Source organism: Acinetobacter sp. YH12105, from assembly GCF_013419095.1.
Classification (GTDB): domain Bacteria; phylum Pseudomonadota; class Gammaproteobacteria; order Pseudomonadales; family Moraxellaceae; genus Acinetobacter; species Acinetobacter pseudolwoffii.
Map to the genome: position 1 here is coordinate 1 of NZ_VPAU01000029.1, position 11,263 is coordinate 11,263.

Here is an 11,263-nt window from a genome sequence, read left to right on the forward strand (position 1 = left end):
TTCAAACAAATTCAGGCTGGGTTTATACTGCATTTATTATTGATGTGTTCTCACGAGCAATTGTTGGATGGAAAGTATCGACACGGATGAATACAGATATGGTGCTCGATGCATTGGAGCAAGCATTGCATGATCGAGGCATGCCAAAGAATGTGATTCATCATTCCGACAGAGGTGTGCAATATCTTTCCATTCGCTATACCAATCGTTTAGAAGCAGCAAATTTACGAGCATCAGTCGGTACGACTGGTGATTCATACGATAATGCTTTGGCTGAAACGGTGAATGGCTTATACAAAACAGAGGTGATTGAATATCTAAAAGCAGATTGGCAAGGTTTAGCGGATGTACAACTTGCGACACTAAATTGGGTAGATTGGTTCAATAAAGAGCGTGTACATAGTGCACTAGGTTATGTATCACCTTTTGATTTTGAAGCAATGTACTATGATAAGATTAACCCGTTAGGTCAGGTGGCCTAACTTAAATAAAAAACTCTCCGACAAACCCGGTACGGTTCAGTTGATTGAATTATAGGGGCTATCAATGCGAGTTGGAAAATCAAAAAAAGAAGCTTTGGCTTCTTTTTTTTTTGATCATCTATAAGTGCTTATACAACTGAGAAAATATAAAACACTTGAGAATTTTCTTAAGTCATACATTGTGACTTAAGAATTTGATAAAGAACATTGTATGAAATAAAAAAGAGAAAATCATAAATATTTGAAAAATAATAATAAATAAAATTGGCATGCAAGTTGCAATAATCTTATGGAGAATATGAGGATTTTGGTATGCAGCAACTCAATGTAGAACAGCCTCCTTGCTTTATTCATGTTACAGGGACTCAGCGTGACAAATATATCGAATTTGAATTTTCGATAGGTGATCCAGAGTTAGCTGTAGAAATGATTATGCCAGTCAAGGCTTTTGAAGAATTCTGCGCACACCATCAAGTACAGCACCTAAGTACGGATGATTTTGCAAAGATTGAATATGACCGCATGAAGTGGCGATTTGGACAGGCCGGTATTAGAGAATAAAAACTCTAGTCTTTATTAAAAAATCAGGAAGATTTATATGCAAATTGATATTAAAACATCTTCAGTTAAGCCTTTAAGAAATACTTATGCTTATATTGAAAAAAGATTTGGTGATAAACCAGCTTCACGTTATCAAGAAGCGACCTACGATATTCAGGAAGAAATTAATTTTCATTACAAACCTTTATGGCAGCCTGAATTTGATCTTTACGATAAGGGCCGTACTGTAATCCAAATGAAAGATTGGTACGTGCTTAAAGATCCTCGTCAATTTTATTATGGGGCTTATACCCAAACTCGAGCTAAACAACAAGAGATTTTAGAAAGTAATTTTACGCTTGTTGAAAAACACGATTTATTAAGAAATATTTCTGAAGAAATTCTAAACAAAGTAACGAAATTACTACTCCCACTTTATTGTAAACAAGACATTTTTATCTTTTATATTCAATGGCTTATTTTCCTGCTAATTGGTAATACCATGAAAAATACCATGCTCAGAAAAGGCTTAACAATATTTTGAAAAATTGCCTACTGAGCGCTGCCGCACAGCTCCATAGGCCGCTTTCCTGGCTTTGCTTCCAGATGTATGCTCTTCTGCTCCTGCAGCTAATGGATCACCGCAAACAGGTTACTCGCCTGGGGATTCCCTTTCGACCCGAGCATCCGTATGAGACTCATGCTCGATTATTATTATTATACTCTGTACACGACAAATTTCACAGAACCCTTATCCTATCAGGATTCTGCTTTCTTAAAATTGCCAAAATTTCCTTAAACTCTTCTTTTTTCCCAAAACCAATTAAACGCTGAATCGCCATTTGAACATAGTCTAAACCATAGCGAAATAAACTCATTGAGAGTCGTCCATGCTTCTTTATTTTTATCGCTTTTTTTTGATTATGTTGCCATTCACCCGTTAAGTAACACCAACAGAAGCTTATAGCTAACACCGCAATCAATTTTTTCACTCGTCTAGGGTCTGTCAAGCGCGTATTTTCAAGATTAAACCCGCGTCCTTTGAGACAACTGAATAAGGTTTCAATTTCCCAGCGTAATGCATAATCCTGAATAGCATTGGCATTAAACTGAGGAGAAACGACGAGTAAAAGCTCTCCATTTTCTAACTGTAGTGCACTTATATATAGTTTCACCCGACCAACCAAAATCCGTCGTTTACGACATTCAATTTGACCAACTTTAAGATGGCGAAATAAATCACTAATTTTATGATTCTTTCCTAAATGATTGGTGACAATGAAGTTTTTTTAACACGAATGCAGAAGTTGATGTCTTGTTCAATTAACCATGTAAACCACTGCTCACCGATAAACTCTCTGTCTGCGAACACATTCACAATACGGTCTTTACCAAAAATGGCTATAAAGCGTTGAATCAAAGCAATACGCTCTTTCGTATCTGAATTTCCACGTTTATTAAGCAATGTCCAAAGGATAGGTATCGCTATTCCACGATAAACGATTGCGAGCATCAGGATATTAATATTTCGTTTTCCCCATTTCCAATTGGTTCTATCTAAAGTCAGTTGCACTTGGTCGAATGAAAACATATTGAAAATCAACTGAGAAATTTGACGATAATCAAAATACTGACCTGCAAAGAAGCGCTGCATACGTCGATAAAATGATTGTGGTAAACACTTGATGGGCAAGGCTTTAGATGCAGAAGAAAGATTACATGTTTGCTTTAAAATAATCACAAGCATGATGAGCGCAAAGCACTTTAAATGTGACTTGTTCCATTTTAGAGATTTGTTTAAGATAAGATATAACTCATTGAGATGTGTCATAGTATTCGTCGTTAGAAAACAATTATTGTGACATTATTTCAATGAGTTATCTATTTTTGTCGTGTACAGAGATTATTATAGAAGCCCCCATGAATAAATCGCTCATCATTTTCGGCATCGTCAACATAACCTCGGACAGTTTCTCCGATGGAGGCCGGTATCTGGCGCCAGACGCAGCCATTGCGCAGGCGCGTAAGCTGATGGCCGAGGGGGCAGATGTGATCGACCTCGGTCCGGCATCCAGCAATCCCGACGCCGCGCCTGTTTCGTCCGACACAGAAATCGCGCGTATCGCGCCGGTGCTGGACGCGCTCAAGGCAGATGGCATTCCCGTCTCGCTCGACAGTTATCAACCCGCGACGCAAGCCTATGCCTTGTCGCGTGGTGTGGCCTATCTCAATGATATTCGCGGTTTTCCAGACGCTGCGTTCTATCCGCAATTGGCGAAATCATCTGCCAAACTCGTCGTTATGCATTCGGTGCAAGACGGGCAGGCAGATCGGCGCGAGGCACCCGCTGGCGACATCATGGATCACATTGCGGCGTTCTTTGACGCGCGCATCGCGGCGCTGACGGGTGCCGGTATCAAACGCAACCGCCTTGTCCTTGATCCCGGCATGGGGTTTTTTCTGGGGGCTGCTCCCGAAACCTCGCTCTCGGTGCTGGCGCGGTTCGATGAATTGCGGCTGCGCTTCGATTTGCCGGTGCTTCTGTCTGTTTCGCGCAAATCCTTTCTGCGCGCGCTCACAGGCCGTGGTCCGGGGGATGTCGGGGCCGCGACACTCGCTGCAGAGCTTGCCGCCGCCGCAGGTGGAGCTGACTTCATCCGCACACACGAGCCGCGCCCCTTGCGCGACGGGCTGGCGGTATTGGCGGCGCTGAAAGAAACCGCAAGAATTCGTTAACTGCACATTCGGGATATTTCTCTATATTCGCGGTTCAGCAGGCATGTCCCCTTTGAGGGCGACCCGACGACAGGATAATCGACCTTATGGTGCGCAAATATTTCGGCACAGACGGTATTCGTGGCAAAGCCAACGAAGGCGCGATGACGGCGGAAACCGCCTTGCGCGTCGGCATGGCGGCTGGCCGTGTCTTTCGTCGCGGTGACCACCGCCATCGTGTCGTGATCGGCAAGGATACGCGCCTGTCGGGCTATATGCTTGAACCCGCGCTCACAGCCGGTTTCACCTCGATGGGCATGGACGTATTCCTTTTTGGCCCGCTGCCGACAACGTAATAGGAAGAATAAACGCCCTTTTCACCCAAGTCCAAATTAATTTGCCGATTCCATAATCAGGGTGTATTACAATTCCATAGAGTTTTTCAATCCAGGTGGTTTAGCTGATAACTTAACGATTGATCAGCTTCTTCGTGAAGATTACTCGCCATGGGCGCGCAATAAAAGGATATCTGCCACGTTCAAAGAAGCGCATTTTATTGAAAAATATGGGTCAGGCATCAAACGAATCCAAGAAGGCTTCGCATCCTATGGTCTGCGTCCCCCTGTCTTTGAAAATTTCCAGCACGGTTTTCGAGTTATTGTCTCATCAAAGCTACTTTTCGAATCTAATGAGGGAGTAAGTGAGGGAGTAAATCTACTATTTAATCAGATAAGAACTAATCCAGGAAAGCGTGCACCATTTTTAGTAAACGAGCTATTAGTTCCTGTCAAGATAGTAGAGCGGTGGCTCAAAATCTTAAGAGATGATCATAAAATCGAGTTTCGAGGAGCTCCTAAAAGTGGAGGATACTGGCTAAAATAGAAATCAATGATACTCTTAAGTGGCACCAATCGAACTCCTATTTTAGCATTTAAAAAAGTATCCTCACATCATTTTATTGAACAATACCTAAGGCTGCTCTGGCGGCATTGATATGATTATCGTCGTTGCACTCTACCGCAAAAGCGCCATATGCTAATGGAGCTGCAGCAGCCCTCTCTATAGATTGTTCGTAGAGCCTATCCCATATCGTTCCGCCTTGTTTAGCATACTCCGTTATCAAACTCTTCAGGCTATCCTCTCCAAAAACCGATACGTGACCAGAAAAGTCCAGTGCAGGATCACCCATATGCGCAGTAGACCAATCTATGATACCAGAGGTCTTACCTTCCTTCGAGGTTAAGACATGCCCTGCATAGAGATCGCCATGGATGAAACAAGTGAATTCAGGCCACAAAGGGTCATTGTCCAACCATCTACGGTATCTGTTTTCCAACGGCTCGCTGATACCTATCTCAGATTTCACCAAGTGGATACGGTCAGCTATTTCGGTCCTCAATTCACTTGGAGTCATTATTTTCAAGTTGCTCTTTCTCACATCGTCAGCTGTAATACGATGTAATTCGGCCAATGATTTTGCCAGAGACTCCACATAAGCTATGCTATCGCGATCTATGTTCCAAGAAACCTCATGTGTTATCGCATCGAATGTCAGAGCAGGCGCATCCTCCAGTAAAGGGTAGGCTATTAGGCGCTCCGATACAATTTTCCAATCAGGGACATTGATCGACAGGTTTCTTTTGGCTAAATCCAATATTCTACTTTCATTTTCGATTTGTTCAAGCATATCGCTTCTTCGAGGTATACGGAGTACCCAGTTCTCACCGTTTACTTCCTTTACAAAGGCAACTCTAAAGTCGATGCCCATCTCATTGACGCTCATCTCTTCCGAAATTCTCAGCCCATGCTCTAGGGCTAATGTTTGCATATCTTCGATTGTCATTTCTATACTGTTTTCTTTTATTAAATTGGTACCAGTTCCCCCGACAGGACATTCTGAATGTCATATACAGGTGTAACACTTTACCCATATTCTTTTCGTATGGATAACACTTCCCATCAGGGAACAAAAATCTGATACATGAATTAATTGTGAGACAGTAGACCTACTGTCGCATTGAAGCCATCTCGGCGACTATTTGATTAGGAAAACCAAGGCTTTGCCATCATAGCCTTATCATAGAAGTATAACATAGTTGTAAAGATAGAAAATTATTTTTTATTCATCCATGATGTTATTATTTTATAATAACATCATCTAAACATGCCCTGTCGCTCTTTTGTGCTGTGATATTTCATACCTATTAACTGCTTTCGTTTGAATTATACGACGTTCTACTCACAATAGGGCAAGGGTTACTCATTCCGTAGGATGCGGTTCACGTATAGGAAGAATAAACGCCCTTTTCACCCAAGTCCAACAGCTTTGGACCGCAGTTGACTCTTTCGACACCCCTGCGATGCAACCCAATCCGGCTGACGGGGAGCCAGCAACGCTGAAAATTTACCCTCCTCTTTCCCACTAGCGGCTCCTTTTCCGACAACCAGCACGGCGGATCCCTGCCGCGGCGCTGTGAACGCAGCATTTTGATTGGTATCGTTGGCCTTCAGGCTCGTCAGTCAAACAGACCCAGGAGCAGCTCAGCCGGTGGCGCCCGGCTTTCGGGTAACGCCCTGGTCCCGCTGGTTTCGGCTTTGTGCTTCAGGTGATCAAGGATCTGCTTGATCACTATAGGGTCTTCAATGCAGGCGATGACTTTCATGGCGCCGCCGCAGCCGCTGCAGGTCTCGATGTCGATATTGAAAACACGCTTGAGCCGTTGCGCCCATGTCATCGACGCTCGCCGTTGTGCTGGTGTTGCCGGTTCATCAGCCACCCTGACCTTGTTGCCCCTGCCCCGTTTTGCCGGCGTGACCAACGCCCGGTGCCGACTGTTGGGTGCGAACACCCCGTGGAAGCGGGTTAGGTTGACTCTGGGCTTCGGTACCAGGGCGGCCAGCCTTGCAATGAAATCCAATGGTTCGAAAATGACGTGCGTGGTGCCGTCCCGGTACGGCGTCTTGAGCTGGTAGCGCACGTTGCCGCCTCGTGTTAACGACAGCCGCTTCTCGGATACCGCCGGGCGGCTGATGTACCGGCACAGCCGTTCGAGCTTCTTGCGTTCATCGGCCCTGGCCGCCACGCCGGCGTGCAGGCTGGACCCGGCTACCTTGCCAATCCCGTCACCGAACGGATCACCACTGGTCGGCAGAGTTTGCAAAGTGAACACCTTTCGCCCCGCCTGTGAACCGACAGCGATACGGTAAGTGATCGAGTGCCCCAGCAGGGGTGTCATCGGGTCGTCATCCACCGCATCCGAGGCCAGATAGCTGTTTTCGACATCCCGTTCCAGCAGGCCTTGCCGTTCCAGATAGCGACCCACCCGGTGGGCGATGGTGTGCGTCAGCTGGGTGAGCTCTGGGCTGGTCGGCGCCTTGACCCAGCGGAAACGCGCTGAGCCGTGGGATTGCTCGACATACACACCGTCGAGAAACAGCATGTGGAAGTGAACATTCAGATTGAGCGCCGATCCAAAACGCTGGATCAGGGTGACCGCGCCCGTCTTGGCCACTTGGTGGGTATGGCCCGCTTTCTTGACCAGGTGCGTGGCAATGACGCGGTAAACGATGCCCAGCACCCACCCCATGATCTCGGGCCGGCTGGCAAACAGGAAACGCAGCTGAAACGGGAAGCTCAACACCCACTGACGCATGGGTTGTTCAGGCAGTACTTCATCAACCAGCAAGGCGGCACTTTCGGCCATCCGCCGCGCCCCACAGCTCGGGCAGAAACCGCGACGCTTACAGCTGAAAGCGACCAGGTGCTCGGCGTGGCAAGACTCGCAGCGAACCCGTAGAAAGCCATGCTCCAGCCGCCCGCATTGGAGAAATTCTTCAAATTCCCGTTGCACATAGCCCGGCAATTCCTTTCCCTGCTCTGCCATAAGCGCAGCGAATGCCGGGTAATACTCGTCAACGATCTGATAGAGAAGGGTTTGCTCGGGTCGGTGGCTCTGGTAACGACCAGTATCCCGATCCCGGCTGGCCGTCCTGGCCGCCACATGAGGCATGTTCCGCGTCCTTGCAATACTGTGTTTACATACAGTCTATCGCTTAGCGGAAAGTTCTTTTACCCTCAGCCGAAATGCCTGCCGTTGCTAGACATTGCCAGCCAGTGCCCGTCACTCCCACTCGATTGTAAACAAGCACACAAAACCCTTTAGTGACAACAATTTGCAAGAACTATCAGGCTCAGTGCCATGAAAAATACCATGACCAGATCATGAGGTTGAACACGGCTTGCGCCGGCAGCGTTCACGCTCCTGGTCGGCGATCTCGCCCGGCTGCAATGCTAGCTCAGCATCGGTCATGCGCTCCAGCACGTCGCGTAGGCGGATGGTGCAAGGAATGGGCGGCAGCTCGAACTCATAGCCGCCGGCGATCATTTCGGCCGCAATCTCCTCGGTGATGAAAAACGGCTCGTCGTCTTGGTTCGGCTTCTTCATGCCCTTTCCTCCTGGCGCTCATCCTGGCCGACAGCGGCCAGGGCATCGGCTTCCGTCAATGCGTCCTCCACGAACGCGCCGTGCTGCTTCGCTTCGGCCTGGCTGACCTCGGCCCATATCCGTTTCACCTGGGCCGCACTGTACCCGGCCAGCTCGGCGGTCTTGTTGATGCTGTAGCCGGACTTGCGCAGCGCGACAACTTGGGCGCGGCGCTTCGGATCAGCACGGCGGCCCTTGTACCGCCCGGCCTGGCGGGCCAACTCAATGCCTTGGCGCTGGCGTTCGCGCCTGTCCTCGTAGTCGTCGCGGGCCATCTGCAAGGCCAGGCGAAAAAGCATGATCTGCACGGCTTCCAGCACGATCTTGGCGACGCCCTGGGCCTCGGCCGCCAGGTCGGATAGATCGACCACGCCAGGGACGGCCAGGCGTGCGCCTTTGGCCTGTATCGAGGCCACCAGGCGCTCGGCCTCGGGCAAAGGTAGGCGGCTGATGCGGTCGATCTTCTCGGCAATGACCACCTCGCCGGGCTGTAGGTCGCCGATCATGCGCAGCAGCTCAGGCCGGTCGGCGCGTGCGCCGGATGCCTTCTCACGGTAGATGCCGGCGACGTAGTAGCCGGCGGCCTTCGCGGCCGTAGTGATCGCCTCTTGGCGTTCCAAGTCCTGCGCGTCGGTGCTGACGCGCAGATAGACCCGCGCCACCATCGGCGCGGCTACTGGCTTCGTCCTGCGCATACTTGCGGGCTCCTTTGGGCATACTCAAATGCACCCATCTTAAACTGGCAGCTAATGTACAAAAGTTGATAGAAGCACACAAGTTCAATTTTGCACTTCTGCCCCACTATTGCAAAACTGCTTGTTAGTAGCCGTTTTTTCTTACTGTTTATAGATTCAATAATTTTTGAAACGAAAAATTGGGACTAAACATTTCGGTTTCGTTTTCTGTCGATTCGTCCTGCGTATCTTTTGCATAAACAAACATTTGTTGTTCGTAGTTTTCGATGGCATTTTCAATACTTGTAAATTCTCCGTTTGTAAGGTTTTCAGACAATATCAAAGCATCCAATAATCCCGTATTTACACCCTGTCCTGCAAAAGGCGACATCAAATGAGCAGCATCGCCAATCATTGTTATGGGTAATGGACGGTTACTTTTCCAATCATTGTTCAAAGGAAATTTCCTTGTGGGCAAGCATTGAAATGTTGATACCGAACGTATTAATTGTTTGTAAACTTCACTCCATTTGGAAAATCTTTTCAATAAAAAATCGGCAACGCTGTTTCTGTCCTGAAAATCTAAGGGAATTTTATTTTTCCATTCATCGGGCGTTTTAAAACTAATTCCTAAATACAATGCACCATTATTATTGGGATTGGCAAACAATAAAATGCCCTGATGTCCCGCCATTAATCGGTTGCCGTTGCATAGCTGAAAAAATCCGGGACAGTTTATTTCCGGTTGAAGAATATCAGCTTGGATGTTGAAAGTACCGGTTTCTTCAACTTGCGTGTCGGTAACAAAGCTCCTTATTTTCGACATTCCACCATTGGCAAGAATAACCAAATCTGCTGTTTCACTCGGTTTATTCTCAAAAGTTAGTGTCCACTTCTTCTTACCAGGTTCAAGCATAACAAGTTTTCTATCCCAAATAACCGTGTCGTTTTCTAAACTATTCAACAAGATAGCCCTTAAGTCATTTCTGTTTATTTCAGGATTGTCAAATCGATTTTCGGGCTTTACATTTTTTGTGGATAAAATATTGCCTTTTTCATCAGCAATATTTACACCCATTGGTAAGGCTAAGTCATAATAAGTTTGTAACAATCCCGCTTTTTTCATTGCTTCCTGACCTGAACCTTTGTGTAGGTCAAGGGTTCCACCAAAAATTCTTGCCTCTCGGTCGTTGTCTCTTTCGTAAACTGAAACGTCTATGCCGTTTTGCTGTAATAATTTTGCCATAGTCAGTCCAACGGGTCCACCACCAATTATTGCAACGTTCTTATCACTAAGTAAATTCATTTGTTTGTCCGTATCTATTCGCATTGTCATTCAAAAATGGCACATAACAAGTGGCTATACGCCAAATGGCGTATATATCCACTATATCTTATTTTGCTAAACCTTTCATTATCAGTGACAAATCCGTTTTCAACCGTTTACCGTTCGTTTCTACTCTCTCAAAAGGATTTATATTCATAGTGCTTTTTGTTAAGTTTTGCTCAAATATACAAATCCTTTCTATATATCTAACAAATCCATCGGACTTTTTAATTGTTCCATTCCCTTGGTGGTAATATGTGTATAAACCTCAGTTGTTTTACTGCTTGAATGACCTAACAACGATTGAATATAACGTAAACTCGTACCATTCTCAAGCAAATGCGTTGCAAAGCTATGTCGTAAGGTATGTACAGTAACTTCCTTTTGAATCTTTGCTTTTAAAACAGCTGCTTTAAAAATGTTTTGAATACTTCGGCTTGAGTATGCGCCACCTTTTTGACCTTCAAATAAATAATCTTTTGGTTTATATTCCATAAAGTATGTTCTTAAAATAATTAATGTTTTCTCAGATAAAATGGTATAACGATCTCTTTTTCCTTTTGACTGTTCTATACGAATTTGCATGCGCTTGGAGTCAATGTCTTTTATTTTCAGGTTTATACATTCAGAAATGCGCAAACCTGCCGAATAAATAGTCATCAGAATAGCCTTGTGTTTCACGTTTTCAATAGCGCGTAGTACCCGAATGGTTTCTTCTTCACTCATCACAACAGGAAGTGTTTTTTCTTTTTTTGGTCTTTCGATGAAATATGTTTTCCGTTGTCCACCCAAAACACGTTCGTAATAAAACTTAATCGCATTGATTGCCTGGTTTTGATAAGATATTGAAACTTTTCGCTCCATAACCAAATGTCGGAGAAATGATTGTATATGTCCTTCATTCAATCGATCGACGTATAGGAAGAATAAACGCCCTTTTCACCCAAGTCCAACAGCTTTGGACCGCAGTTGACTCTTTCGACACCCCTGCGATGCAACCCAATCCGGCTGACGGGGAGCCAGCAACGCTGAAAATTTACC

13 protein-coding genes are annotated in these 11,263 nt (G+C 45.9%); 6 read left to right on the top strand and 7 right to left on the bottom strand.

Annotated features, from left to right (window positions below; genetic code table 11):
- The 3 genes from FTU44_RS14375 to FTU44_RS14385 form a co-directional block, all read left to right on the top strand.
- Nucleotides 1-482 (top strand): IS3 family transposase (locus FTU44_RS14375; RefSeq protein WP_180025073.1); only part of this gene is annotated, 482 nt, incomplete at its 5' end.
- 312 nt (nt 483-794) lie between these two features.
- Nucleotides 795-1,043, top strand: coding sequence for a phenol hydroxylase subunit (locus tag FTU44_RS14380; RefSeq protein ID WP_006581702.1), 249 nt, complete (start codon nt 795-797; stop codon nt 1,041-1,043).
- A 37-nt stretch (nt 1,044-1,080) separates the two neighbouring features.
- A complete protein-coding gene (locus FTU44_RS14385) occupies nt 1,081-1,566 on the top strand; it encodes a hypothetical protein (protein ID WP_006581703.1) in 486 nt (161 codons plus the stop codon).
- A 196-nt stretch (nt 1,567-1,762) separates the two neighbouring features.
- Here the strand turns inward: FTU44_RS14385 and FTU44_RS14390 are convergent.
- A protein-coding gene (locus tag FTU44_RS14390; protein ID WP_085940648.1) for an IS4-like element ISAba1 family transposase occupies nt 1,763-2,853 on the bottom strand; the annotation gives its coding sequence in 2 pieces (ribosomal slippage) (nt 1,763-2,313 and nt 2,313-2,853; 1,092 coding nt in all).
- A gap of 89 nt (nt 2,854-2,942) precedes the next feature.
- Between FTU44_RS14390 and sul2 the strand changes: the two genes are divergently transcribed.
- From sul2 to FTU44_RS14405, 3 genes are all read left to right on the top strand, one after another.
- Nucleotides 2,943-3,758, top strand: coding sequence for a sulfonamide-resistant dihydropteroate synthase Sul2 (gene sul2, locus FTU44_RS14395; RefSeq protein ID WP_001043260.1), 816 nt, complete (start codon nt 2,943-2,945; stop codon nt 3,756-3,758).
- Nucleotides 3,759-3,844: 86 nt separating this feature from the next.
- Entirely contained in the window at nt 3,845-4,093 is a 249-nt protein-coding gene (locus tag FTU44_RS14400; protein ID WP_071830581.1) for a phosphoglucosamine mutase, read from the top strand.
- Nucleotides 4,094-4,154: 61 nt separating this feature from the next.
- Nucleotides 4,155-4,619 (top strand): ATP-binding protein, encoded by a 465-nt coding sequence (locus FTU44_RS14405; protein WP_071830580.1) that lies wholly within the window; start codon nt 4,155-4,157, stop codon nt 4,617-4,619.
- Between the two features lie 73 nt (nt 4,620-4,692).
- Here FTU44_RS14405 and mph read toward each other — a convergent pair whose 3' ends face one another.
- The 6 genes from mph to FTU44_RS14440 form a co-directional block, all read right to left on the bottom strand.
- Nucleotides 4,693-5,580, bottom strand: coding sequence for an Mph(E)/Mph(G) family macrolide 2'-phosphotransferase (gene mph / locus FTU44_RS14410; protein WP_071830579.1), 888 nt, complete (start codon nt 5,578-5,580; stop codon nt 4,693-4,695).
- A gap of 673 nt (nt 5,581-6,253) precedes the next feature.
- Nucleotides 6,254-7,747: an IS91-like element ISVsa3 family transposase gene (locus FTU44_RS14420; RefSeq protein ID WP_001120888.1), complete on the bottom strand. Its 1,494-nt coding sequence runs from the start codon at nt 7,745-7,747 to the stop codon at nt 6,254-6,256.
- Between the two features lie 210 nt (nt 7,748-7,957).
- Nucleotides 7,958-8,182: a hypothetical protein gene (locus FTU44_RS14425; protein ID WP_000743213.1), complete on the bottom strand. Its 225-nt coding sequence runs from the start codon at nt 8,180-8,182 to the stop codon at nt 7,958-7,960.
- Complete coding sequence (locus FTU44_RS14430; RefSeq protein WP_001366550.1) at nt 8,179-8,916, bottom strand: recombinase family protein; 738 nt, start codon at nt 8,914-8,916, stop codon at nt 8,179-8,181. The genes FTU44_RS14425 and FTU44_RS14430 overlap by 4 nt, the downstream gene beginning before the upstream one ends.
- A gap of 148 nt (nt 8,917-9,064) precedes the next feature.
- Nucleotides 9,065-10,231, bottom strand: coding sequence for a tetracycline-inactivating monooxygenase Tet(X3) (locus FTU44_RS14435; RefSeq protein ID WP_024160783.1), 1,167 nt, complete (start codon nt 10,229-10,231; stop codon nt 9,065-9,067).
- Between the two features lie 189 nt (nt 10,232-10,420).
- The gene (locus FTU44_RS14440; protein WP_015060916.1) at nt 10,421-11,086 is read right to left on the bottom strand and encodes a tyrosine-type recombinase/integrase; all 666 of its coding nucleotides are present in this window, start codon (nt 11,084-11,086) and stop codon (nt 10,421-10,423) included.
- Nucleotides 11,087-11,263: the final 177 nt, after the last annotated feature.

Excerpts from the sequence above, each read along its gene's own strand:
- FTU44_RS14380 (WP_006581702.1), top strand. The coding sequence starts at position 795 with ATGCAGCAACTCAATGTAGAACAGCCTCCTTGCTTTATTCATGTTACA.
- FTU44_RS14385 (WP_006581703.1), top strand. The coding sequence starts at position 1,081 with ATGCAAATTGATATTAAAACATCTTCAGTTAAGCCTTTAAGAAATACT.
- sul2 (WP_001043260.1), top strand. The coding sequence starts at position 2,943 with ATGAATAAATCGCTCATCATTTTCGGCATCGTCAACATAACCTCGGAC.
- FTU44_RS14400 (WP_071830581.1), top strand. The coding sequence starts at position 3,845 with ATGGTGCGCAAATATTTCGGCACAGACGGTATTCGTGGCAAAGCCAAC.
- mph (WP_071830579.1), bottom strand. The coding sequence starts at position 5,580 with ATGACAATCGAAGATATGCAAACATTAGCCCTAGAGCATGGGCTGAGA.
- FTU44_RS14420 (WP_001120888.1), bottom strand. The coding sequence starts at position 7,747 with ATGCCTCATGTGGCGGCCAGGACGGCCAGCCGGGATCGGGATACTGGT.
- FTU44_RS14425 (WP_000743213.1), bottom strand. The coding sequence starts at position 8,182 with ATGAAGAAGCCGAACCAAGACGACGAGCCGTTTTTCATCACCGAGGAG.
- FTU44_RS14430 (WP_001366550.1), bottom strand. The coding sequence starts at position 8,916 with ATGCGCAGGACGAAGCCAGTAGCCGCGCCGATGGTGGCGCGGGTCTAT.
- FTU44_RS14435 (WP_024160783.1), bottom strand. The coding sequence starts at position 10,231 with ATGACAATGCGAATAGATACGGACAAACAAATGAATTTACTTAGTGAT.
- FTU44_RS14440 (WP_015060916.1), bottom strand. The coding sequence starts at position 11,086 with ATGGAGCGAAAAGTTTCAATATCTTATCAAAACCAGGCAATCAATGCG.